The organism is Streptomyces gottesmaniae (assembly GCF_031845845.1).
In the GTDB taxonomy this organism is placed as follows: domain Bacteria; phylum Actinomycetota; class Actinomycetes; order Streptomycetales; family Streptomycetaceae; genus Streptomyces; species Streptomyces akebiae.
Window position 1 is genome coordinate 493,067 of record NZ_JAVRFJ010000001.1, and the last position, 23,606, is coordinate 516,672.

22 protein-coding genes and 2 pseudogenes are annotated in these 23,606 nt (G+C 69.5%); 10 read left to right on the plus strand and 14 right to left on the minus strand.

The window, feature by feature from the left end; translation table 11 throughout:
• Window positions 1–92 precede the first annotated feature (92 nt).
• On the plus strand, window positions 93–1,049 hold the full coding sequence (locus tag RM704_RS02115; RefSeq protein ID WP_033527646.1) for an NADP-dependent oxidoreductase: 957 nt from the start codon (window positions 93–95) through the stop codon (window positions 1,047–1,049).
• Between the two features lie 209 nt (window positions 1,050–1,258).
• On the opposite strand, the gene RM704_RS02120 is transcribed toward RM704_RS02115, so the two are convergent.
• The 4 genes and pseudogenes from RM704_RS02120 to RM704_RS02135 form a co-directional block, all read right to left on the minus strand.
• On the minus strand, window positions 1,259–2,506 hold the full coding sequence (locus tag RM704_RS02120; RefSeq protein WP_033527645.1) for an NADH:flavin oxidoreductase/NADH oxidase family protein: 1,248 nt from the start codon (window positions 2,504–2,506) through the stop codon (window positions 1,259–1,261).
• A gap of 86 nt (window positions 2,507–2,592) precedes the next feature.
• On the minus strand, window positions 2,593–4,062 hold the full coding sequence (locus tag RM704_RS02125; RefSeq protein ID WP_033527644.1) for an amidase: 1,470 nt from the start codon (window positions 4,060–4,062) through the stop codon (window positions 2,593–2,595).
• 242 nt (window positions 4,063–4,304) lie between these two features.
• Window positions 4,305–5,174: an alpha/beta fold hydrolase gene (locus RM704_RS02130; protein ID WP_033527643.1), complete on the minus strand. Its 870-nt coding sequence runs from the start codon at window positions 5,172–5,174 to the stop codon at window positions 4,305–4,307.
• Between the two features lie 551 nt (window positions 5,175–5,725).
• Window positions 5,726–6,285 (minus strand): annotated as a pseudogene (locus RM704_RS02135) (TetR/AcrR family transcriptional regulator); the annotation flags it as partial.
• A 404-nt stretch (window positions 6,286–6,689) separates the two neighbouring features.
• Between RM704_RS02135 and RM704_RS02140 the strand changes: the two are divergent.
• Window positions 6,690–7,556, plus strand: coding sequence for an alpha/beta fold hydrolase (locus tag RM704_RS02140; protein ID WP_052146065.1), 867 nt, complete (start codon window positions 6,690–6,692; stop codon window positions 7,554–7,556).
• A 344-nt stretch (window positions 7,557–7,900) separates the two neighbouring features.
• Here RM704_RS02140 and RM704_RS02145 read toward each other — a convergent pair whose 3' ends face one another.
• Entirely contained in the window at window positions 7,901–8,506 is a 606-nt protein-coding gene (locus RM704_RS02145) for a CGNR zinc finger domain-containing protein (protein ID WP_033527640.1), read from the minus strand.
• Between the two features lie 65 nt (window positions 8,507–8,571).
• On the opposite strand from RM704_RS02145, the gene RM704_RS02150 reads away from it, so the two are divergent.
• Window positions 8,572–9,444 carry an alpha/beta fold hydrolase gene (locus tag RM704_RS02150; RefSeq protein WP_078937135.1) on the plus strand — a complete coding sequence of 291 codons (873 nt, stop codon included), beginning with the start codon at window positions 8,572–8,574 and terminating at the stop codon, window positions 9,442–9,444.
• Window positions 9,445–9,919: 475 nt separating this feature from the next.
• Here the strand turns inward: RM704_RS02150 and RM704_RS02155 are convergent, their stop codons facing one another.
• The 3 genes from RM704_RS02155 to RM704_RS02165 are packed head-to-tail and all read right to left on the minus strand — an operon-like array spanning window position 9,920 to window position 13,343.
• On the minus strand, window positions 9,920–11,395 hold the full coding sequence (locus RM704_RS02155) for a class I adenylate-forming enzyme family protein (RefSeq protein WP_033527639.1): 1,476 nt from the start codon (window positions 11,393–11,395) through the stop codon (window positions 9,920–9,922).
• 48 nt (window positions 11,396–11,443) lie between these two features.
• Complete coding sequence (locus RM704_RS02160) at window positions 11,444–12,370, minus strand: alpha/beta hydrolase (protein ID WP_311588963.1); 927 nt, start codon at window positions 12,368–12,370, stop codon at window positions 11,444–11,446.
• A gap of 4 nt (window positions 12,371–12,374) precedes the next feature.
• Entirely contained in the window at window positions 12,375–13,343 is a 969-nt protein-coding gene (locus RM704_RS02165; RefSeq protein WP_033527638.1) for an enoyl-CoA hydratase/isomerase family protein, read from the minus strand.
• A 261-nt stretch (window positions 13,344–13,604) separates the two neighbouring features.
• Between RM704_RS02165 and RM704_RS02170 the strand changes: the two genes are divergently transcribed.
• Window positions 13,605–14,288: a TetR/AcrR family transcriptional regulator gene (locus RM704_RS02170; RefSeq protein ID WP_033527637.1), complete on the plus strand. Its 684-nt coding sequence runs from the start codon at window positions 13,605–13,607 to the stop codon at window positions 14,286–14,288.
• An 85-nt stretch (window positions 14,289–14,373) separates the two neighbouring features.
• Here RM704_RS02170 and RM704_RS02175 read toward each other — a convergent pair whose 3' ends face one another.
• Window positions 14,374–15,273 (minus strand): short-chain dehydrogenase/reductase, encoded by a 900-nt coding sequence (locus tag RM704_RS02175; RefSeq protein ID WP_033527636.1) that lies wholly within the window; start codon window positions 15,271–15,273, stop codon window positions 14,374–14,376.
• A 106-nt stretch (window positions 15,274–15,379) separates the two neighbouring features.
• Here RM704_RS02175 and RM704_RS02180 point away from each other — a divergent pair, with 106 nt between their 5' ends.
• The 3 genes from RM704_RS02180 (at window position 15,380) to RM704_RS02190 (ending at window position 17,584) form a co-directional block, all read left to right on the plus strand.
• Entirely contained in the window at window positions 15,380–15,877 is a 498-nt protein-coding gene (locus tag RM704_RS02180; RefSeq protein ID WP_033527762.1) for a winged helix-turn-helix transcriptional regulator, read from the plus strand.
• Window positions 15,878–15,989: 112 nt separating this feature from the next.
• Window positions 15,990–16,523, plus strand: a complete 534-nt coding sequence (locus RM704_RS02185; RefSeq protein WP_033527635.1) for an SRPBCC family protein — start codon at window positions 15,990–15,992, stop codon at window positions 16,521–16,523.
• On the plus strand, window positions 16,523–17,584 hold the full coding sequence (locus RM704_RS02190) for an LLM class F420-dependent oxidoreductase (RefSeq protein ID WP_033527634.1): 1,062 nt from the start codon (window positions 16,523–16,525) through the stop codon (window positions 17,582–17,584). Before RM704_RS02185 ends, RM704_RS02190 begins: the two co-directional genes overlap by 1 nt.
• 390 nt (window positions 17,585–17,974) lie before the next feature.
• On the opposite strand, the gene RM704_RS02195 is transcribed toward RM704_RS02190, so the two are convergent.
• The 4 genes and pseudogenes from RM704_RS02195 to RM704_RS02210 form a co-directional block, all read right to left on the minus strand.
• Window positions 17,975–18,460 carry an aldo/keto reductase gene (locus RM704_RS02195; RefSeq protein WP_311588971.1) on the minus strand — a complete coding sequence of 162 codons (486 nt, stop codon included), beginning with the start codon at window positions 18,458–18,460 and terminating at the stop codon, window positions 17,975–17,977.
• A gap of 100 nt (window positions 18,461–18,560) precedes the next feature.
• Window positions 18,561–18,989, minus strand: a pseudogene (locus tag RM704_RS02200) (aldo/keto reductase); the annotation flags it as partial.
• 661 nt (window positions 18,990–19,650) lie between these two features.
• Window positions 19,651–19,935, minus strand: coding sequence for a hypothetical protein (locus RM704_RS02205; RefSeq protein ID WP_311589045.1), 285 nt, complete (start codon window positions 19,933–19,935; stop codon window positions 19,651–19,653).
• Between the two features lie 409 nt (window positions 19,936–20,344).
• Window positions 20,345–20,668 (minus strand): hypothetical protein, encoded by a 324-nt coding sequence (locus RM704_RS02210; RefSeq protein WP_033527632.1) that lies wholly within the window; start codon window positions 20,666–20,668, stop codon window positions 20,345–20,347.
• 287 nt (window positions 20,669–20,955) lie between these two features.
• Between RM704_RS02210 and RM704_RS02215 the strand changes: the two genes are divergently transcribed.
• From RM704_RS02215 to RM704_RS02225, 3 genes are read left to right on the plus strand one after another with little or no spacing between them, the layout of a single operon-like run.
• Entirely contained in the window at window positions 20,956–21,282 is a 327-nt protein-coding gene (locus RM704_RS02215; RefSeq protein ID WP_033527631.1) for a PadR family transcriptional regulator, read from the plus strand.
• Complete coding sequence (locus RM704_RS02220) at window positions 21,279–21,635, plus strand: DUF1048 domain-containing protein (RefSeq protein ID WP_033527630.1); 357 nt, start codon at window positions 21,279–21,281, stop codon at window positions 21,633–21,635. The genes RM704_RS02215 and RM704_RS02220 overlap by 4 nt, the downstream gene beginning before the upstream one ends.
• 1 nt (window position 21,636) lies before the next feature.
• Entirely contained in the window at window positions 21,637–21,963 is a 327-nt protein-coding gene (locus tag RM704_RS02225) for a DUF1048 domain-containing protein (RefSeq protein WP_033527629.1), read from the plus strand.
• 468 nt (window positions 21,964–22,431) lie between these two features.
• Here the strand turns inward: RM704_RS02225 and RM704_RS02230 are convergent, their stop codons facing one another.
• Window positions 22,432–23,553 (minus strand): lipid II:glycine glycyltransferase FemX, encoded by a 1,122-nt coding sequence (locus tag RM704_RS02230; protein ID WP_033527628.1) that lies wholly within the window; start codon window positions 23,551–23,553, stop codon window positions 22,432–22,434.
• Window positions 23,554–23,606 lie beyond the last annotated feature (53 nt).

Consider the following 23,606-nt stretch of genomic DNA (forward strand, 5'->3'; position numbering starts at 1 on the left):
CATGATCCCGTTGAAAGTTGGCATTCATGCCATGGCGTGGGGCAGGGGCAGGCCGCGAGGGTGGACGCATGACGAATCCCGATACCCCCACCATGCGCGCCATCCGCCAGGACACCCACGGTTCCCCCGAGGTGCTCGAGGAAGTCGAACTTCCCAAGCCCCAGCCGGGGTTGAGCGAGATCCTGATCGCCGTCCGCGCGGCCGGCGTCAACCCGACCGACTGGTGGAACCGGGCCCAGCCCATGACCGTCAGTGGGCTGCCCCTCATCCTGGGTTGGGACGTCTCCGGGGTCGTCGAGGCCGTCGGCACCGGCGTCACCCTGTTCAAGCCGGGCGACGAGGTCTTCGGGATGCTGCCCTATCCCCACGGGGTCGGCTCGCACGCCGAGTACGTGACCGGCCCGGCCCGCGCCTTCGTGCACAAGCCCGCCGGTATCGACCACGTCCAGGCCGGCGCGCTGCCGCTCGCGGCCCTGACCGCCTACCAGGCACTCGTCGACACGGCCGACGTCCGGCCCGGGCAGCGCGTCCTCATCCACGCGGCCGCCGGCGGCGTCGGCCATCTCGCCGTCCAGATCGCCAAGTCCCGCGGCGCCTACGTCATCGGCACCGCCAGCGCCGCCAAGCACGACTTCCTGCGTTCGCTGGGAGTGGACGAGGCCATCGACTATCACACGGTCGACTTCACCGAGGCCGTCAAGGACATCGACTTCGTCCTCGACCCGATCTCGCGGGACACCGCCGCCCGCGCCCGCTCCGTGGCCGTTCTGCGCCGGGGCGGCACCCTCGTCTCGATCCTTCCGGTGCCCGTGGACCCCGCCGAGCTGGCCGACATCGCCGAGCGGGGCATCCGCTACGAGGCCCTCCTCGTCGAGGCCGACCGCGCCGGCATGCAGGCCATCGCCGACCTCGTCGAGACCGGCGCCCTGCGCGCCCACATCGAGGCCACGTTCCCGCTCGCCGAGGCCGCCAGGGCCCACGCCCTGGGCGAGACCGGCCGCACCACCGGCAAGATCGTGCTGACCTTGGAGGAGACGTCGGCGGCGTAGACCGCCGACGTCTCCTCCCTGACCGCTCCGACGGAGGCGGCACGACCGTCGTCACGGACCGGTGGGTTCGCGTCTGTCTCAATGGGGCTCAGGCGACAGGCGGGCGCCGTTGTCGGAGCCGACGGCGAGATGTTCCGTCGGCCGCCGCGGCCTGTCACCTGAACCCCGAGGGGCTCAGCGCGGGCTCCGACCGTTGTAGCCGCAGCGGTTCACGACCCGCCTCGCTTGGCGCGGAACGAGGTGCGGCCGTTTCGTCGCACCATCGCGAGGGTGGCGGCAAGGCTGCCGCGGTTCAGATCGGGGCGCAGGCCGTTGCCGAGGCGATGTATCTGGTCGGTGTGCCAGCTGATGTCCAGTACCCCGTCCAGGGCCTTGAGGTCGGTGATCTTGCCCAGCAGGGTTCTCATGCCGTAGCGCACCTGGTGCGCGGTGAGTGCCTCGGCCCGCCCTTCGAGGATGAGCCGGGCCGCGTCCGGGGTGGTGATCGTCGGCCGGCCGATGCCGACCACGTCGCATTCGCCGGCCCGCACGGCCTGCCGCATGGCATCACGGGTGCGGAATCCGCCTGTGACGGCGAGTGGGATGTCGCCCACGAGCTGGCGAACGGTGCGGGCGTATTCCAGGAAGTACGCCTCGCGTGCCCTGGTACTCGGGGCCGCCGAGCCGCTCATGGCCATGGATTCGTAACTCCCGCCGCTGACCTCGATGAGGTCGACGCCTTCGCGGGTGAGCGTGGCCAGCACGGCCTGGGACTCGTCCTCGGTGAATCCGCCCCGCTGGAAATCCGCCGAGTTGAGTTTGACGCCCACCGCGAAGCCGGGCCCGACGCGGCCGCGTATGCGGCGGATAACCTCAAGGCCGAAACGCATGCGCCGCTCGAGGTCGCCGCCCCAGTCGTCGTCGCGCCGGTTCGACAGCGGTGACAGGAACTGCGAGATGAGATACCCGTGGGCTGCTTGCACCTGTACGCCGTCGAAGCCGGCTGTCTCGCACACGGCCGCGGCCGTGGCGAAGCGCTCGATGATGTCCTCGATCTCGGCCGGTCGCAGTTCGCGCGGCGTCGTTGCTCCGGGCAGTTTCGTCGGGATCGGGCTGGGGGCCACCGGCGTGTGTCCGAGTGCCAGGGGATTGGCCTGGCGGCCGGGGTGGTTGAGCTGCGCCCAGACCGCACCGCCCGAGTCCTGGGCCGACTTGGCCCAGCGCGAGAGCGCGTCGAGATCACGCTCGTCCTCGACGACGATGTTGCCCGGCTCACCGAGCTGGGCGCGATCGACCATGATGTTGCCGGTGATCATGAGGCCGTAGCCGCCTCGGCTCCAAGTGGAGTACAGGCGGCCCAGGCGCTCGTCGGGTGCGTTGTTCTTGTTTCCCAGCGCCTCGCTGAGCGCCGACTTCATCAGGCGGTTGGGCAGTATCTGGCCGTTGGGGAGAGTGAGGGGGGCGTCCAGCGTGGTCATCGGGGCCTTCTTCGGTGGGTGGGGTCGGCGCAAGGCAGGGCGGCTGCCTGGCGTCCGGTTCGTCGGAGGTGCGGGTCGGCGGAGCGTCACATGAAGGCCGGAGGGGGCTGATAGCCCTCGAGCTCTCGGCCGAGCAGCTCGGCGAACTTGATGGTGGTCAGGTCACCGCCGCTCGGACCCATCGCCTGGAGCCCGACGGGCAGACCGTCTCGGCCCGTTCGCACGGGGACGGTCGTCGCCGGAGAGCCGGCCACGTTGGCGATGGCGCTCCACTTGACCTGGTCCCAGTAGGGGCGAGACCGCTCGTCGACCTGAATTCGGCGTCCGAATCGGTCGATCGGCTTGTTGTGATGAGGCGGTGCCGTGGTCGGTGTGACCGGCATGAGGAGGACATCGAAGTCCCGGAAGAACTCGGTCCACCGCTGGCGCAGCTCATGGCGTGCCACGTCCGCCTGGAGCCAGCTGTAGTGGGACTGGAAGGTCCCTCGCAGGGCGTACAGCGCCTCTCCACGCGGATGCTGGACCAGACGCGCGAGGAGGGCCGTGTTGGAGGCGGCTGTCAGCCCGGATCGGTCGTAGGTGAACGCGCCGAAGAGCAGGCGCAGGAAGATGTCATGACTGGTCGCCATGTCACCGGGGAGGCCGGGCGGCCGCAACGCGACCTTCGCGCCGACCGCCTCGAGGGCGCCCAGGGCGTCGTCCATCGCCGTGGCGACGTCGTGGTCGACGGGGCACGAGGGGTCCTCGGGCCACACCGCGACCCGGAAGCCGTCCAGTGCGCTCGCCCTGGGCGGTGCGAGGGTGTAGCTGAAGCCGCCGTCACGCTCGGGCGGTCCCACCGTGGCGTGGAGAACGGGGACGAGGTCGCGCGCCTCGCGCACCTGGGCGCCCGCACAGGCGAGGTCGATCTCCCCCCACCGCCCGACACCGGGGCCGCCCGGCACGTGGCCGATCAGCGGGATGGACCGCCAGGTCGCCTTGTGTCCGTAGAGGCCGTTGAAGTGTGCCGGGATCCGGGTCGATCCGCCGATCTCCGAGCCGAAGTCGAAAGCGGTCAGCCCCGCGGCGGTGGCCACGGCGCCGCCCCCTGCGGAGCCTCCGGACGTGCGTGCGGTGTTCCACGGGTTGAGCGTCGGTCCGAAGACCGGGTTGTCCGCCTGGACGTCCTGGTTCCCCGCGGGCATGTTGGTCTTGCCGATGATCACCGCACCCGCGGCCCGCAGCCGTCGTACCGCCTCGGCGTCCTGTTCGGGCACGTGGTCCCGGAGGTGGGGCCGGCCGCAGACGGTCCGCAGGCCGGCGGTCTCGTAGCTGTCCTTCAGCGTGATGGGCAGACCGTGCAGCGGGCCGAGTCCCGCCCCGCTCGCGCGCTTCGCGTCGGCCTTCCTGGCCGCGCTCCGCGCCCGTTCGACGTCGAGGGTGACGATCGCGTTGAGCGTCCGGTTGTGGGTGTCGATGCGGCTCAGATAGACCTCGAGCAGTTCCTCACTCGACACCTCGCCCGAGGCCATCGCACGCAACTGGTCCACGGCTGACTGGAACGGGAGGTCACGCACGGAGAGCCTCGTTTCTGTAGGTGCTGATGTGGCGGGCCCGGAAGCCGAGAGGGGCCGGTGCCCGTCGTGCGGTGCCGTGGATGGACATCACTCGGCCCGCGGTTTCGATTGCGCCCGTGGGCGCGGCGGGAAGACGCGCAGAACTCACATCCGTACGGCGATGACGCGTGGAGCAGCGAATCCCGGTGCACGTGGGACGCGCCGGCGCAGGGGAGGCCCGCTCCAGCGCCATCCGATCGGGTTCAGGACTCGAGGAAGCCGAGCGCCCTGGCGACGAAGTCCTCGTGGTACTGGAAGATCCCCCCGTGTCCGGAGTCACGGTAGAGAGGGACGAGTTCGCTGTTGGGCAGACGGGCGGCCAGGTCGATCGTGTTCTGGCTGGGCACCATCCGGTCGTTCTCACCGTTGGCCACGAGGACGGGTTGGCGGATGGCCGAAAGGTCCGACGGTGTCTGGCGGCCCCATCGTCTGACGGCTTTCAGCTGGGCCCGCAGCGACGACGGCGAGACGTTCCTGTCGCGATCGTCCGTGCGCTCCTTCAGCCGTTCCACCAGGGCGCGCCCGGCCTGCCGGCCGTCTGTGGTGTCGGTGAAGAAGATGGAGAGCAGTGGGTCCTGGCGGGTCAAGGCGCCCTTGACCGTGGCCTGGATGGCCAGCACCGGGACCTTGTCGATGCCGGGCCCTCCGGCGGGTCCGGTGCCCGCGAGGATGAGCTTGCGGACGAGGCGCGGTTCCTCCGCCGCGATGACCTGTGCGATGAAGCCGCCCATCGACAGGCCGAGCAGATCGACCTGGTCGAAGCCGAGGGCCCGGATGAACCGCACCGCGTCGTGGGCCATCGCCTCGATCGTGCCGGGAGTGGAGCCGCCCGACCCGCCCACCCCGCGGTTTCCGAAGGTGATCACCCGGCGTCGTGCGGCGAGTCCGTCGACGACGCGCGGATCCCAGTTGTCCAGGTTTCCGGCCATGTGGATCAGGAGGATCAGCGGCACGCCGTCCTCGGGGCCGAGCTGCCGATGGACGAAGTCGACCCCGTCCACGGGCACGGAGCGCGTCGGCGCGAACTTGTACGACGTTCGTGAGGAGGGCGAGGAATTTCGCGATGCGCTCATGTCCGGGTCCTTCTGGTAGGGGTGTCAGGCCGGTCTCGTCACCGGATGGCAGGGGTCCTTCACGTCCTCAACAGGAGGGGTTGGTGACGTTGCCCGCGGCCTGGATCCGGGTGAAGGCCCTCACGGTTGTTCGGCAGGGCTGCCGACAGGGGCGGCAGCCCCGGTGACGGGTGCGCGCCAGGCGAACGCCGGCGTAACCGGCCTGGCACCAGCCTCCCCACCTTTAGATTACGCTCATAATTCTAAGGGGTCGGCTGGCGGCCCGCAAGAGGAACCTTCCTCCCGTGGGCCATGTCTCGTCGCGGATGCGGCGCCCGTCGGTGAGTCGGGTCAGTGATCGGGCGGCGCGCTCGCGGCGTCACGTGACGCCGCTCGGCTCCTGCTCTCGGGGGTGGCGAGCAGTGGGGTCAGGCGCTGTGCCGGTCGGTGGCGGCAGGCGCCGTCGGGCGCGGATGGCCGTGCTTGCGGGGGAACGGCTGCTGCCGTGAGGGCGAGGGCGAGGACGGGTGCGGCAGGTCGAGGCCCTCCTCGTGGGGCGCGTTGCCCATGCCCAGCAGGACGAGGGCGTTGCGGATGCCCTGTTCGAGGAGCTCGTCGGCGAGTCGCGCGTCGGCGAGGGCCCGGGAGGGCTGCGGGTCCCGGCCGTCATGGCGCAGGCGCTCAGTGCTCTGCTGCGGGCCGAGCGTGGATCGTCGGGCGCCAGGCGCGGGGGCTGACGGGACGGGCCGAGTCCTGCGCGTACACGTTGCCCGCGCGCGGCGATGCCGTCGATGACCACGAGCACGCCGTCTGCGCACGCCTGCTTGGTGGGGTCTGCGCGGCGCCCTGTCTCGTCGAGCGGGGCGGCGGACGGGCAGCCGCTGTCAGGGCTGTTGCGGTGCCGGGTGGACAGGTGCCGCCGCACGATCTGTTCGAGTCCGTCGCGGCCGGGTGCCCCGTGCGCGACGATGTTCGCGTTCAGCGCGTGCAGTGGGTCGGCGACAGCGGTGGCGACGAGCTCGTCCTCCGAGGCGAAGTGGGTGCAGAAGGCGCCGTTGGTCAGCCCTGCGTCCTTCATGAGCGCCGCGACCGAGCAGTTGATGCCGTCCCGCTCGCGCCGGCGTCCGGCCATCTCGATGATGTGCTGCCTGGTCACCGGGTTGTGCTCTTTCCCGTATCGCACCCATGCCCCTTCGCTCCCCAGGAGGGCCGCTCGCCCTTCGCCTGCCCTTGCACTTTATGTTATGTCGAACGTAATTCAATGGTGGCCGGGTGCGGCATGGGGCTCGCCCGCCTTCCTGGGGGTCGCCCCCTCGGGCGGGGTGGACTTGAGGCGGAATCGATTCGCCGTCGGGGCGCCTCGCCGGTATCGCGGGGCGCGCCTCTTGCGATCGCATTAAATTACGGTCATACTTCTAAGGGTCAGCGTGATGCTGAAGGGTCCAACCGGACAGGAGTGCGACTCCTGCGGGCCTTGTGCCGTCGACGCATCTGGCTGCAGCCGCAGTCCGGAACTTCATCCAGAAGGGCACGGCCGTGAACGACGCATATGGAGTACGAGGCGACGCGGTGGCGTCGTACAAGGAGGCGCCCACCCGCACCGTCACCGCCGGGGGAGTGACTTTCGCCTACCGCGACCTCGGCCCGAAGACCGGCGTCCCGGTCGTCTTCATCACCCACCTTGCCGCGGTCCTCGACAACTGGGACCCCCGGGTCATCGACGGCATCGCGGCCAGGCATCGTGTCATCACCTTCGACAACAGGGGTGTCGGCGCTTCCACCGGCTCGACACCGAAGACCATCGAGGAGATGGCGAAGGATGCCGTCACCTTCATCCGGGCCCTCGGGCTGGAGCGGGTCGACATCCACGGCTTCTCGATGGGCGGCATGATCGCCCAGGTGATCGCGCAGGAGGAACCGGAGCTGGTCCGCAAGCTGATCCTCACGGGCACCGGCCCGGCGGGCGGCGAGGGCATCAAGAACGTGACCCGGCTGTCCCATCTCGACACCGTCCGGGCCCTGTTCACCCTCCAGGACCCGAAGCAGTTCCTCTTCTTCACCCGCACCCCGGGCGGGCGCCGAGCCGGAAAGCAGTTCCTGGCCCGCCTCAAGGAGCGCACCCAGGACCGGGACAAGGCGATCTCCCTCACGGCGTACTTCGCCCAGCTCAAGGCCATCCACCGCTGGGGCCTCGCGCAGCCCCAGGACCTCTTCGTCATCCGCCAGCCCGTGCTCGTCGCCAACGGCGAGAGCGACAGGATGGTGCCGACGAAGAACTCGTACGACCTGGCCCGGCGACTGCCGGACGCCGACCTGATCGTCTACCCCGACGCCGGCCATGGAGGCATCTTCCAGTTCCACGAGCAGTTCGTGGCGGAAGCCCTCGATTTTCTTGCTCGGTAGTGGGTGTCAGGGCGGGCGGCAGGTGCGCTCCGTGAGCGAGGGCGCGGGAGGCTTCTGCGGGCCGGGCTGGCCACGGCCGCTCGGATGACCGAGCCGTCCGTTCCGTCCTGCTGGAACCAGTGACCGGCTTTCTCGGAGATCCGGCGCCGCGTCACCTGCTCGTGGTCCTTGGCTGGGGGGCCAAGGCTTGGGGCCCGGTTCGCGGAGTCGGCCGAAGTGTGTGATCACGCCCAAGGGCATGGATCTGGTGCCGGCGGTGATGGGGGTGCAAGCCGAGGACTTCGAGAGCGTCCCGGGTCTGGCTTTTCGTATGAACTCGCCCGAGTGGGCTGAGGACTCCTCCGTCAGCTTTCCGTGATCCGGCCGCTCTGTCGTGTACGCGCCTGATGAAGGCGGACCTTGGTGCGGTTTCCGCAGCGGGACATGGAGCACCAGCGGCGGTTGCGGGCAGGGGAGCGGTCCAGGAAGCGCAGGGCGCAGCGGTCCGCTCCACAGACGCGTACACGCCGGATCTCAGCGGACAGAAGCAGGTCGACGGCGTCCTGGGCGATGAGCGCCAGGGCGAGTGTGGGGTCGGCCGCGAGCGCGGCGGTGCCGGCGGGCTCCAAGCGGCCGCCGGTGACGACGAGTTGCAGGGCGGGCCTGGGGGCCGCCGCTGCCGATCGGTTGAGCAGTGTCACGTCGCCGGATGCGGGCAGTCGGCCGTCGGCGACCGCGAGTACGGCACGGTCGACGGCCTCGCGCAGCCTGCGGGCGGAGGTGAGGACGGCTGCAGTGGCGGGATCAGGGGTTTCCGGCGCGAGCAGAAGAGCCTCCCGGAGCCAGCCCATCAGGTCGTCCGGTCCCCGCAGTGTCTCCTCGGGAGGCGTTCTCCACCGGCTCCGGAGGGTGTTGGCGAAGTCCAGGCAGAGGCGTCCGCCGTCCCAGATCCACATGTCGTCCGTTGCCACGTCTCCATTCTGCACGCTAGCTTAACCGTCTAAGACGGTTAGCTCTCGTCAGGAAGGCGCACTCCATGGGACAGCCGATGGTGACGACCGGAGTGACGCAGGTGGACGGGGTCCGCCTGCACTACGTCCGAGCCGGGGCAGGGCCTCTGCTCGTCCTGCTCCATGGCTGGCCGCAGACCTCCGACTGCTGGCGGCCGGTGTTGGCGGATCTCGCCGCCGAGTACACGGTTGTGGCGCCGGACCTGCGCGGATACGGCCTGAGCGACAAGCCCGCCACGGGGTACGGCAAGCGGCGCATGGCCGCCGACATGGCCGGCCTCGTCGAGGCTCTCGGCTTCGAGCGGGCCCTGGTCGTGGGCCACGACCGCGGCGCCCGCGTGGGGCACCGCTGGGCGTTGGACCGTCCGGACCAGGTGGAGCGGCTGGCCGTGCTCGACATCGTTCCCACCCGGGAGATGTTCCGCCGCCTGGACGCCTCGCTCGCCTCCGGGTACTGGCACTGGTTGTTCCACATGCAGCCCGATCTGCCCGAACTCCTCGTGGGGCGCGACATCCGCGGGTACCTCGAGTACTTCTTCGAGCGGTGGACCTACAACCGCCACGGACTCACCGCCGACGCGGTCGACGGCTACGTCCGTGCGTTCTCCCGACCGGGTGCCCTGCGGGCGAGCCTGGACGACTACCGCGCCATGGAGGAGGACACCGCCCTCGACGACATCGACGCCGCCGAAGGCCGCCGCCTGACCATGCCGTTGCTGGCGCTGTGGGGTTCCGCGGGCCTGCCTGCCCGCCTGCCGACGCTGGACATCTGGCGAGCCTACGCGGACGACGTCACCGGTGCCGAGATCCCGGAGTGCGGCCACTTCATCCCGGAGGAACAACCGGAGGCGTTGTTGGCACAGCTGCGGCCTTTCCTGGCCGGCAGGACGAACCGGTGACCCCCACAGCGTGAGGCCCCCGCACGGCGAACGCTCCTGCAGGGCAGGCAAGGCAGGGCAAGCAGGGCAGGACAGGGCAACTGAGGGGCGGCCCCGCCGTAACCGGCTGGGCCACTCCTCGGTCCGGGGCTTCAGGTCGTGACCGGGGCGCCGCGCCCGGCGGGCGGGCACGGATCCGGCGGGCACGATGCGGCGGGCACGGATCCGATGGACACGACCCCGACGCGCCCCATCGAAGTCCGCATCCGCAGTCGTCCGGGCGAGGCGCCGTGAGCCGTGCACCGTCGCAGGCTCGCGTGTGGTTGGTGGTGGGTGGTCTCGCAGGAGCCGAGCATGGTCGCGATCTGGGAGGTCTGCGTCCCAGTGGCGAAGACGTCCGAAGACGTCCCATGCCATCTCATGCCGCGCCGGGGTACGCGGCACAACCGGGCGCGCGCCGTAAAGCCGAGACAGCCCCCAGAGTCATCCGCGTTGATCAGGACCGGGCGGAGAGGGCGGCATGGTGGGCACGCAAGGCGGTTTTGTCGATCTTGCCGACCGCGTTCTTCGCGAGGGCTTCCACCACGAAGAACGCGGTCGGGCGCTTGTAGCCGGTGAGGCTGCGTGCACAGAGCTCTTTGAGCGCCGTCGCATCGACGCTCGCGCCCGGTGACGGCTGGACATAGGCGACGACCACCTCGCCCCACTTTTCGTCGGGTACGCCGATCACCGCGGCCTCCAGCACCGACGGGTCACCTGCCAGCACGTCCTCGATCTCCTTGGGATAGATGTTCTCCCCACCCCGGATGATCATGTCCTTCGAGCGCCCGACCAGAGTCAGATAGCCCTCGGCGTCGAGGTGGCCCACATCGCCCGTGTGCAACCAGCCGTCGACGACGACCCTGGCCGTTTCGTCGGGACGGCCGAGATAGCCACGCATGACGTTGGGGCCCCTCACCACGACCTCACCGTCCGTGCCCGGCTCCACCTCGCTGCCGTCGGCGTCGACGATCCGGACCTCCTGACCGGGGAAGGGAAGCCCCACGGTGCCGGCGCGTCGGGGGCCGCCGACGGGGTTGATGGTGGAGCCGCAGGTTCCCTCGGACAGGCCGTATCCCTCGACCAGGGGAAATCCGAACCGTGCCTCGAAGCGGGCCAGCAGCTCGGCGGAGGCGGGTGCGGCGCCGCAGACCGCGAACCGCAGGGACGATGTGTCGGGTCGAACGTCGTCCGGGAGCGCTGCGAGCATGCTGTAGATCGTGGGCACGGCACTGAAGAAGGTGGGGCGTTCCCGCTCGACGAGATCGAAGAAGCCGTGGGGATCGAAGCGGCGGCCCGCGATGACGACACTGGCTCCGGCGAGCAGCGGCGTCAGGACGCTGACCACGATGCCGTTGACGTGGAAGAGCGGCAGGATCAGCAGACAACGGTCCGCCGGCCCCAACTCCAGCGCCCGGAGCCCCATCCCCACCATGGCGTCGATGTTGGCGTGGTCGAGCATCACGCCCTTGGGCACCCCGGTCGTACCGCTGGTGTAGATGAGCAGCGCCAGAGTGGCCGGGTCCAGAAGCGGTGCTTGATCCGGCTCCACCGTTCCTTCGTGCAGTCCGCCGACGGCGAGTACGGTGACGCCGGGCGACGCCACGGCCGCGCCGTCCTCGACCACCAGCAGGCGCGCACCGGAGTCCTGCAGCTGTCGCACCACTTCGACGTCGGTCATGCTCGGGTTGACCGGTGTGATGGTCGCACCGAGCCGCCAGGCGGCGAACAGCAGGACGACGAACTCGACGCGATTCGTCAGCTTGAGCGCGACGACGTCCCCGGCGCCGATTCCGAGGTCCTGGAGCTGACGCGCTGCCGTGCGGACCCGGCTCAGCAGCTGCGTGTTGGTGAGGGAGCGGTGTTCGTCGGAGACTGCGGCCCCGTGGGGGTCGAGCTCGGCGCGGCGGTCGGGCAGAGAAGCGACATTCATGGCGAGTCGTACCTGTCTCGGTGTGGTGCGATCCGTTCGGCGGGCGGGTCAGGGAGTCGATGGGGCAGGCGCCGGGTGGAGCTGTCGGCTGAGGAACTCGGTCTGGTCGCGCACCAGTTCCTCGAAGGTCTCGCCGGTGTAGAAGTCGAAGTGGCCGGCGTCGTACCTCTTGATCTCCCCCCGGGGCGCGGTGCCCGCGTACCGGAGGGTCTGGGCGGGAGGCGTGACGGAGTCGGTGTCGCTGACGCAGAAGAGGATCGGCACGGTGACCTTCCTCGCCGCCCGCCCGGGCCGGTAGGCGGCGATGGTCGGGATCACCCGTGCCGCCACCTCGTTGCGGAACGTCGTCCCGGGCGGCTGCAGCGCCTGGTATCCGGGCAGTGCGTCAGGGGCGTTCATGAGAGCCGGTGAGCCGGGGGCGGCGGCGATGGGAACCATCACGGGCGCCCTGCCGCGCACTCTGGCCGACAGGTCCCGGGCGAGCACGGGCGTCATCCTGAGGGAGGCGAGCGGGCCCAGCGCGAGCGCGGAGGCGAGACCGTCGGTGAACGGGCACTGGGCCACGGCCGCGCGCAGTTCGGGATGGCGTGCGGCGACGGTGATGGCGTGGCCGCCGCCGAAGGAGCTGCCCCAGACCGCGACGCGGGAGCGGTCGATGTCAGGGCGGGATGCGACGTGGGCGAGGGCGGCGTCCCAGTCGGCGAGCTGGCGCTTGATCGACAGGAGCTGTCGCGGGTGGCCGCCGCTGTCGCCGAAGTGCCGGTAGGTGAACGCCACGGCGGCGATGCCGGCCTGTGCGAAACGCTCGGCGAAGGCGTCCAGGCGCATCTCACGGGTGGCGCCCAGGCCGTGCCCGAGGACGACGACGGGCGGCGAGGTGACGCCCGTGGGGAGGTAGAGCCACCCGGCGCAGGTGCTGTCGCCGGAGGGGAACGTGATGTCACGGCGGATGAAGGAGTGCGCAGTGGTCATCATCGGCTCACCGTCCGTTCGCCGAGCGGCGCCCGGGCACACTGCCCGAGGCGAGAGCCTGCGCGTAGGTGTCCGGCCGGTAGAGCGGGAGCTCGCCGGTGGCGTCCGTCGTCTCCAGGTAGTCGAGCATCAGTTCCTGCCCTTCCTTCGACATGACCCTGCTGAAGAACTCGGCGCGTTCGACGTGCAGGCCGTCCTCCAGCGACATCGAGCCGCCGAAGTACACCGACCTCTTGGCGGCCGCCACCGAACCCTTCGGCCGCTTCCCGAAGTGCTCGGCGAGTTCGACCGCCTGCGCGACCACCTTGTCCTGAGCGACGACCTTGTCCACCGCCCCGTTGGCGAGCGCCTCCGCGGGCGTGAACGGCCTGCCTTCGAGGATCGCGGCCAGGGACCGGTGGGTGCCGATCAGGCGGGTCAGCCGTTGGGTGCCACCGCCGCCCGGGATGATGCCGAGGAGGATCTCCGGCTGGCCGATGAAGAAGTCCCCGTCGGCCATGACCCGCAGATCGCACGCCCAGGCGAACTCGGCGCCGAGGCCGAGCGCCGAACCGTTGAGGGCGGCGACGAAGAGGACACCGCTCGCGTTCATCCGGAGGAAGGTCGTGTGCAGACGCTCCAGCTGGAGGGCTCCCCGCATCGGGGTCCTGCGCATCACGGGCCCGAGGAGACGGGACCGGTCCACGTACTTCGCGGCGCGTACGACGGCGGTGGCCCCCCGTCGGCCGACCGTGGGGCTCGCGGCGCCCTCTTCCTGCAGCCAGCGGACCGCTGCATGGCTGACGAACCGCTCGGGATGCGCCCCCGTGAAGACGACGGCACGGATGGCCGGATCGCGGTCGGCCCGGGTTACCAGCTTGTCCAGTTGATGGGCGATGTCGAGGCCGAACTCCTGGTGCGGGCCACCGTCGACCCGGACAATCAGGACGGCCCCGCGATCTTCGATCTCCAGATGGCCCTTGTCTTGATACGGCATGAATACTGCTCCCGTGCTGAGTTCATGGGGGTGGAAAGTGCGAGGGGACGGCCGCGGAGGCGTCTCGCGGCGATGAGGTCGGGTTCGCCCCAACAGGCTGTGCCCGTACCGGCGGCAGGAGACTGGCCCAGCGCGTGATGACGTGTCCGAGGACGGACGCGTGGATCCGGGGCGGCCTGTCACATTCGATGTGTACTATTGCCGTGAAGAATCACATAACCAAGTTATTTTTGGCGTGTCAACGGTGGAGGCGAGCGGGAAATGGCGGGGCGGGCGAGAGTCGGTGACGCACCGGAACGGCTTGTGCGGGCGGCCATCGGTCTGCTGGCCGAGCAGGGGCCGTCGGCTTTGAAGGTGCGCGCGGTGGCTTCCGCGAGCGGACTGTCGACGATGGTGGTCTACAGCCACTTCGGCGGGATCCCCGAACTGATGAGCGCCGTCGCCGACCACGGGTTCAAGGAGATCGGCAGAGCGTTCGCCCGGGTACCGGTGACGGAGGACCCGATCGCGGATCTCTTCGCCATGGCCTTGAGCTGCCGCCGGCTGGCCCGCGAGAACCCGCACCTCTACGACCTGATGTTCGGGCTGTCCACTCGGGCGACCTACCGGCCCCTGTCGGATGCGGACCTTCGCCTGAGCGGGCACTCCCCGGCCTTTCGAGAAGCCCACGCCCATGTCATCGCGGCGTGCGACCGGCTTGTGCGCTCCGGCAGGGTCGAGCGGCAGGAACCCGAAGTCGTCGCCGCCCAGTTGTGGAGTCTGGTGCATGGTTACATCACCCTCGAACTGGCCGACCACTTCGTCGAGTTCGACGACCCCGTCGTACAGGTGTTCCTGCCGATGGGCGTGAACTTCTCCGTCGGCCTGGGGGACGAGCGGGAACGTGCCGAGGCCTCGCACGAGGCCGGTGCGCGGCTGTACGACTCGATGGTCCAAGGCCACTGAGACGTCGGGTGGTTGGGCGCCGCCCCGTGTACGGCTGCGTCCCGTGCGCGGCCGCGCGTGGTGTGCGGCTGCGCCTCGTGTGCGGCTAGGAGTACGGCCCGGTCGGCGCGGCGGGGGCATCGGTGCCCGGCGTGAGTTGGTCCTGCCTTCCCAGGGCCGCGACCTCCCGTTCGAGGGACGGAACCGCGCGGGCCGCGAAGCGCCGGGCCCAGGGCCAGGCCACGGGTGAATTCAACGCCCCCTTGGCCCAGTTGGCCACGGCGACCGCGCGCGGGACGTACACACGGCTGCGTCGGCGCGCGAGCCCGTCGACGATCGCGCGGGCTGCCCGGTCGGCACTTGTCGTGACGTTCCCCGGATAGGGCAGCCGCCCGCGCAGCTCCTGGAAGGAGGGGAGGTCGGCCTCGGCGCCCCGGACGAGGTCGGTGTCGATCCAGGAGGGGTGTACGAGGCCCACCGTGACCCCGAGGTGTGCCACCTCCTGGCGGTAGGTCAGGGCGAGCAGCTCGGCCGCCGCCTTGCTCGCGCCGTAGGAGGCCATCGCGGCCAGCGGCATGAACGACAGCGCGGACGCCACCACCAGCACGTGACCCCGGCTGCGCTCCAGATGGGGCGTCGCGTACTTGAGGGTGCGGAACACGCCGTTCAGGTTGATGTCCATCACCCGCTCGAACGACGCCTCCTCCGTCTGCCGCACCGTCCCGTACGCGACGACGCCTGCGTTGGCGACCAAGAGGTCGATGCCCCCCATGACCTCCGCGGCCTCGTCCATCGCCGACCGCAGAGCGGCCCCGTCGCGCACATCGGCCTCCCGCCAGGCAGCGGTGGGACCCAGCTCGTCGGCGAGGGCGCGCAACCGGTCGGCTTCGAGGCCGACCACCGTCACCCGGGCCCCTCGGGCGGCGGCCAGACGGGCCACCTTCTCCCCGATACCGCGTGCCGCTCCGGTGACAACCAGCTTCCTGCCCAACAAGTCACGTTTCATGGCGGCAACATAACTTCGTTATTGACGGAACACAAGAGGCCGCGCACCTGGCCGCTCCTCGATCACCTGCTGGGTCTCACGACTGGACGCACCTATGCTGGTCCTCATGAGACGGACATCCTTTGCGCAGTGGCCCTGCTCGATCGCACGGACCATGGACCTGCTCGGGGACTGGTGGACGCCGTTGGTGCTGCGTGAGGCGTTCTACGGGATCCGGCGGTTCGACGCGTTCCAGGAGTCGCTCGGCATCGCCCGCAACACGCTGACGGACCGGCTGCGCCGACTGGTGGAGGAGGGGCTGCTGGAGAAGCGGCCGTACCAGACGGAGCCGGTGCGCTACGACTACGTGCTCACCGAGAAGGGACGCGACTTCTACGGCGTGCTGCTGGTGATGAACCGGTGGGGGGATCGTTGGCTGGCCGGTGAGGCGGGCCCGCCGGTGGTCATGGTCCATGAGGCGTGCGGGCAGGAGAGCCACGCCGAGGTGGTGTGCGCCGCCTGCGGCCAGCCGATGAGCGCGCGGAACACCCGTCCCCGTATGGGCCCCGGCTATCCACCGCATCTTGCCCAACGGCCGGATGTGCGGGAGCGGTTCGCGGACTGATTCGGCTCCGCCGTGGTGAGCACGGCACCCTTGACAAGTGGGTCTATCTACGCAACTTTCATGTTCAGACGCTTGCATGAGCGTTCTTGGCGGGTAGGGAGGCTGCTGGGTCATGGAGTGGACGGGCGCGCGCTATGCGGACAGGCCGACGGCTGAGGTACACACCTGGATCGCCGCAGCGCCGGCTCAGGTGTGGACGCTGGTGTGCGACATCGAGCTGATGCCGCAAGTCAGTCCCGAGCTGCGGGCGGTGGAATGGCTGGACGGCTGGAGCGGCCCGGCGCTGGGAGCCCGGTTCGTCGGCCGGAGCAAGCATGAAGCGCTGGGGGAGTGGGCCACCACCTCCCACATCGTCGAGTACGAGCCGCCGAGGAGACTGGCCTGGGCGGTCGAGGATCCGCAACACCCCACCGCCGTCTGGCGGTTCACCCTGGAACCTCAGGACGGTGGCACCCTGCTGAGCGAATGGATGCAGATGGGGCCGGCCCGCTCGGGTCTCTCCTTCGCCATCGATCGTATGCCGGAGAAGGAGCAGAAGATCGTCTTCGTGCGCATGCGCGAGTTCGAGACCAACATGACCCTCGCCCTCGCGGAGATCAAGAAGCTGGCCGAGAGTGCCGGGAACTCAGGCGAGGCGGGTCTGTGATGCGTACCTCCACCACGATCGAAGCCTCCGGGGGCGACTGGCGGGAGATCGTCGACTACGTCACCGAGGCGGAGAGGCTCGGCCTGGACATCTGCTGGGTCGCGGAGGCCTGGGGCTCCGAGGCGCCCTCACCGTTGGGCTATCTCGCCGCGAGGACCGAGCGCATGCTTCTCGGCTCGGGAATCATCCAGCTCGGCACCCGCACTCCGACGGCCATCGCCCGCGCCGCGATCACCCTGTCGCAGATCTCCCAGGGGCGCTTCCTCCTCGGACTGGGCCCCTCCGGACCGCAGGTGATCGAAGGGCTGCACGGCGTGCCCTTCGCCCGGCCACTGTCCCGGATGCGCGAGACCGTCGAGATCGTGCGACAGGCCGCCTCGGGCGAGAAAGTCTCCCACTCCGGGCGTGAATTCCAGATCCCGCTGCCGGGCGGGGAGGGCAAGCCCATGCGCCTGTCCACGCGCGCCGAGTACGACATCCCCGTCTACCTGGCCACCCTGTCACCGAAGATGCTGCACCTGACCGGCGAGATCGCCGACGGTTGGCTGGGCACCAGTTTCGTACCCGAAGGCGCCAAGGAGGCGTACTTCGACCACCTGGACCAGGGCCTGGCCCACGCCGGCCGCACGCGTGCCGATCTCGACATCTGCCAGGGCGCCGAGGTCGCCTTCGCGGACGACGAGGACGCGCTCCGCGCGATGGTGGCCGGCCGCAAGAAGGAACTGGCCTTCAGCCTCGGCGGTATGGGATCGGCGACCACGAACTTCTACAACAACGCCTACAGCCGCCAGGGATGGGCCGAGGTGGCGGCCGAGGTACGGGACCGCTGGCAGGCCGGTGACCGGGACGGCGCGGCCGGCCTGGTCACCGACGACATGGTGCTGGCGACGACGCTGATCGGAACCGAGGACATGGTGCGCGAGCGGCTGCGCGTGTGGCGCGACGCCGGTGTCGACACCGTCCGTTTCTATCCCGCCGGCGAGAGCCTCGACGCCCGACTCGGCACCCTGGGCCGGGCCATCGACCTGGTGCGCGACATCGAGGACGAGGCAGCACGGTAGCGCGGCCATGGCGGCTCATGGCGGGGCGCCATGAGCCGACGCGGTCCGTCAGGCCCTGGTTCGGATCAACTGCGGGCGCTGATGCCGTTGGCCGCCTGGGCCGACATCAGCAGAACGCGGGCCGCCGGAGGCACGGCCAACTGGAACGGTCCGCTCATCACAGTCCTCCTCGCGTGGTCCAGCACACCTCTTGCGAGGCGCACCGTGCTGTCCCCGGTATCAGCGGACGCGTACCCTCCGACCGGCTGACCCACCTGGCGGCAGAGGGCCTCCACGCACGCGAGGTGGGCACTGGCCCACCTCGGCGCGGCAGACACCGCCCCCGCCTGGATCGTGTGCGGTCCGGGCGGGGGGTGTCTGCCGATGGGGCAGCCCGAGCCAGGGACGCGGCTACGCGGCTACGCGGCTACGCGGTTCAGGCCACGGGCACGGCGGGCTGGGTGACGCGGGAGGAGTCACCGCGCTGGAGGGCGTTGCGGGCGCCGGCGGCCGCCTCGTGGGGCACCCCGAGGGGATCCCGCTGACCTCGGACAGACGCTCGAACTGCTTCGGGGCGAGCTGGACACCCAGGGCGCCCAGGTAGTCGTCGAGCTGGGCGAGATTGCGCGGGCCGATGATCGGTACGAACGAGGTGGACGCCTGGGCGGCACGCTCACGGAGCCAGGCGACCGACACCTGGGCGGGCGTGGCGCCGGTCTCCTCGGCGATGGCCAGCACAGCGTCGACGACGGCGGTCTTCTGGTCGGTGCTCTCGGTGTGAATGACCGCCTTGAGATCGGTCAGACGCCCCTCGGTGCTGCGGCGGTACTTGCCGGTGAGCAGTCCGCCGCCGAGCGGGGACCACGGGGCGGCGCCGAGGCCCAGACTCTCGGCCATCGGACACGCTTCGACGCGTAAGCCGGCCCTCGCCGCACAGACTCTCGGCCATCGGCAGCAGCTCGCGGTCGGCGCTCCGCTCGACGAGGCTGTACTCGATCTGGATGCCCGCCACCGGCGCCCAGTTCTTCAGGTCCGCGAGGGTGGCGGCGCGGGAGACGCGCCAGGCGGGGAAGTTGGACAGGGCGGCGTGGAGTATCTTGCCGGAGCTGACCAGGTCGTCCAGTCCTCGCAGGATCTCCTCCATGGGGGTGAGATCGTCGGGGAAGTGGACCCAGAACAGGTCGATGTAGTCGGTGCCTAGGCGCTTCAGGCTCGCCTCCTGGGAAGCGACCATGTTCTTGCGGCTGTTGCCCGTCGTGGAGATGCCGGGCTGCGGTCCGGCTCCGTTGGTGAACTTGGTGGCCAGGACGAAGTGGTCCCGGTCGGCCGCTATGAACTTGCCCACCAGCTCTTCCGACTGGCCGAACTGGTAGGCGTCCGCGGTGTCGAGGAACGTCCCGCCGGCCTCGGCGAACCTGTCGAACATCCGGCGCGCCTCATCCGGCGCGCCTCATCCGGCTCCGCATCGGCACCCCAGCCGGTGCCGAAGTTCCGCGTGCCGAGCGCGTACGCGGAAACGCGCAGCCCTGTCCGTCGTCCGAGTCGCGTAACGCATCAGGTCTCCTTGGTGCTGATTTCGCATCGATGGCGGGGGCGGGGGCGTCAGGCACCGGCCCGGACGTTGGCCCCGGCGCGCCGTGAAGAGGCGGAACGCCCTGATCTGGCGCTGTGCCGACGAACTACCACCCATCCGCGTGCAGCGAGATGCGGACGTGGCTTAAGTAAGAAGATCGGTCTACTTAAGGGTGTGACCGACTCTCACCCCGTACGTCGGCGTCGTGGGCGTGGCGCCCGGGAACGGATCCTCAAAGCGGCGACCCAGCTGTTCACGGCACAGGGGATCCATGCGACTGGCATGGATCAGCTGTCGACCGTCGCCGAAGTGTCGAAGCGCACCCTCTACGCGCACTTCCCCAGCAAGGACGAGCTCGTCGAGGCGTACCTGCGGTCCCTCGTTGACGATCTCCTGCCCATCCCTCCATCGCCCACCGGGCCGGCACCGAGCCCGCGGGAGCAGCTCCTCGCCGTCTTCGACTGGGAACTCCCGGAAACCACCGCTCCGTTCCGGGGATGCCCGTTCCCGAACGTCAGCGTCGAAGTGCCCGGCCCCGGGGCATTCCGCCCATCACCTGGCCGCGGCGTACAAGAGGGAGTTCGCCCGCCGCCTCACGGACATCGCCCGGCAGGCCGGGGTCGCGGACCCGGAGACCCTCGGTGAACAACTGGCCCTGCTCTTCGACGGCGCCGCCGCACGCGGCACCGCGCTCAACAGCACCGACACCGCCGCGTACGCGCGATCCATCGCGGAGTCGCTGGTCGATGCCGCCCTCGCCGACGCCGGTCCGGCACTCCTGCGATGAGGGCGTTGACATCGAGCTGAGCCTCGCCTGACGAGCTTACGAGGAGCCTTCCCTAGGGTGAGGGTGGCTGCCCTTGCGCCTTCTGTTGCGCAGCGGGGCTGAGGCTCCTTGAGCAGCGAGGCCCGAGGGGCGCGGATCCGGAGCCACGGCGGCGAGGCTCGCCGGCTGGCCGACGACGCCTGGACCGCTTACGAGAAGGAGCGGGACGACGAATGCCGGCCGACGGGGAGCCGGTGTTCTACCGCAGGGCCGGTGTCGGAGGCGGCCCAGGTTCGCTGGGGTGAGTGGGTGCGGGGCGGAGTCATCGGTATGTCGGACACCGAAGGGGCGGAAAAGCACTCTCCCGGGGGCGGAAAGCACTCTCACAGTCGTGGCCTGATCCAACCCAACCCGGCGAACCTACGCGTTCGCAGCACCCGGCTCAGTCGGACGGCGGTGGCGACGCGGAATGCTGCTCGGCTCTGGCGACGCGTTCTTCAAGGGCCCGGATGCGGTCGTAGAGATCGACCAGGGTCACGCCGTTGGCAACCACCCCGGGGCGCTGCCAGTGCCTCCGCACAAATTCCTCTCGGCTCTCCTGCGCCGACTGCTGGAAGCCGGTCGGAGCCACCGAGCTCGGTGCTGTCGCCGACCTGGGCTCGTTTTGCCCGAGCGAGACCTTTTGCAGCTTCAACACAGCAATCGCACCGAGCACGAACACCACGAGAGCGGCGACGGGGATCAGCAACGCCCAGCTGGCCGACATGAGAACTCCCTAGTCCCTGGCAGTGGATCGACCCTACCGGCCCCCGGCCGAGCCGGAGTCGGTGAGCGGGCTCCACGGAAGATGCGCCTGATGCGTGTCGAAGTGCGATGGCCCACCCGTCAGCTCAACCGATGGCCTGGCTGCAGCGTTCGACGGACCCGGTTACCTCGTCGGAGGAGTCGGCTCGAAACGGCGTCCACCGGAGACGTCGCCCGTCCACTACTCGGTGATACCGTGTAGCGGTACTCGGTGGTACGCAGTACCGGGCGGGCTGATGAGGAATCGCGATGGACGACCTGACGGAGATGCTGAAGGGCACGCTCGAGGGGTGCGTGCTCGAAATCATCGGAAGAGAGGAGACGTACGGGTACGCCATCACCCGTCAGCTGAACGAGCTCGGCTTCGCCGACGTCGTCGAGGGGACGGTGTACACGATCTTGCTGCGGCTGGAGAGGAACGGTCTCGTCCAGGTGACGAAGCGGCCGTCCGGGGTCGGCCCGCCGCGCAAGTTCTACACGCTCAACGACGCCGGGCGCGAGGAACTCGCAAAGTTCTGGGCGAAATGGCAGTACCTCTCATCACGCATCGACAGGCTCAAGGAGGGCGGGAGATGAACTTCTGGGAGAAGGCCACAGGCAGCGATCTCACCAGGGATTGGAAGGCGTTCGGAGCCCGGGTGGAGACTCTGCCGGACGACTACCGGGAGGCGTGGGACCAGATCGTCGCCCACCTCTTCCCCTACGGGGACTTCACCGGCCGCAACCTGACACCGATCCTCGACTCCGCGCTGGGGCTGCTCGAAGTGTCGGCAGCGGACGGGCAGAGCGTCCACGAGGTGCTCGGCGACGACATCCAGGGTTTCTGCACGGCGCTGGCCGGCGGAGCAGGGGCCCGGACTCATCGCGACCGGTGGCGCGAGCAGTTGAACAGGAACGTCGCACGGAAATTGAGCCGGCTGGGAGGCTGACATGAGCATCCAGGACATCATCGAAGGCAAGAAACAGTGGTGGGCACACGCTGCCCGGGTCAAGGCACTCCCGCCGGACTACCAGATCGTCTACAGGGAGATGCAGAAGTACCTGTTCAAGGTCGGACCGCTCAGTCTGTCCGACGGGCCCCTCCTCCCTGGAATCGTCGACTTCTTCGAGGAGGGAGTAGCCGAGGGTAAGGGAGTTGTGGAACTCATCGGCACCGACGTCGCCGCGTTCTGCGACGACCTGATCAAGGACTCTCCCACCTACGCGGATGCCTACCAGGAATCCATTGGCGGGGGACCTGGCGCGGCCAGGACGTGACAGTGGCCGACCGGTTCGCCGCGCAACCGAACGCGACGAGGGAGCCGCGGGCGGCGGCTGGGTCAAGGAGACCTGGCCCCAGGTGGAGGGCCGTGGCGGCGCTGGGGGCATGGCTGTGCTTCGAAAGACGAGGCAGGCTTCTAGATGACGCCGCCTGCCGCCCGCCGCGCGGACCTGGCCGGAGCGGACGCCCAACCGCACATCAACCCATGCTGATCAGCAAGTTCGGGGACCCGGGGTGCCACCTTCGCCGCGCGGCCCCATTGCATCGGCATCAGTACATGTCCATCTCTGGTACATCATCTGGGCGTCCATCACACCGGTGACCCTCCGGCTCACCCGCAACCGGCCGCGACGCCCGGTGCTGCCACCAGCCACACGGGCTCTGTCGGGCGCCACGTGATGATCGCCGTCAGTCACGCCATCGCCGCACACAGTCCGTGATCAGCACAGGGCGGCAACCACTCCTCAGCGGCGGGACATGTAGAGAGCAAGGGCCTTGTGCAGGACCTTGTTGAGCGGGTAATCCCATTCGCCGAGGTACTCGACGGCCTGACCACCGGTGCCGACCTTGAAGCGGAGCAGCCCGAGCAGATGGTTGTCCTCTTCCAGCGCGTCGGTGATGCCCCGGAAGTCGTAGACACCCGCTCCGAGTTCGTAGGCGTCGGACATCATCCGCCACTGGATGGCGTTGTTCGGCTGGACCTCCCGTTTACGGCTGGTGGATGCGCCGTAGGAGTACCAGACGTGCTCTCCGACGGTCAGCATCGTGGCAGCCGCGAGGACCTCCCCTTCGTGGTGGGCGAGGTAGAGACGCATACGGTCTGGGTCTTCGGCCCGCAGCGCGGTCCACATGCCCTGGAAGTAGGACAGCGGGCGCGGGATGAACCGGTCCCGCTCGGCGGTCTCGACGTAGATCTCGTGGAAGGCAGGCAAGTCCTCGTAACCGCCTCGGACCACCTTGACGCCTGCCTTCTCCGCCTTCTTGATGTTGCGACGCCACTGCTGGTTCAGGCCCTGCTGAATATCTTCCAGAGACCGGCCGGCGAACGGCACTTGGAATACATAGCGGGGCTGGCCCGCGGCGAAACCGCCTTCGTCGCGGGGCTCGGTCCGCTGCCAGCCCATGCGGCGCAGCCGATCGGCCACGTCGAAGGCACGCGGCTCGTCCACCGTGGCCTCGACGTCCCGCAGCTGACGGGCCCGCGGGTCGGCAATGGCGGCCTTGACCGCCTCGGCGCTCCACCGGCGAGCCACCACGGGCGGCCCCATCTTCACCGAGAACGCGCCCAACTCCTTCAGGTGGGCCAGCATCGGCTCAAGCCACTGCCCCAGATCCGGCGCGGCCCAGTCGATCACAGGGCCCTCGGGCAGGTAGGCGAGGTATCGCTTCAGCTTCGGCAACGGCCTCAGCAGCACCAGCCCTACTCCGACAAGGCGATCACCCTCGTCGAACCAGCCCACACTCTCCGGCCGCCAGTCCGGCTTCACATCCCCCCACGAGGGAACCTGCATGTGACTCACCGAGGGCTGAGACGCCACGAAAGCCAGATGTTGCCTGCGGGTGATCGCCTCCAGGCGATAGCTCATGCGCGGTACCCCTTTCCGATGCGCAAGCCTACTGAGGCGTAAAGCACCAGCGG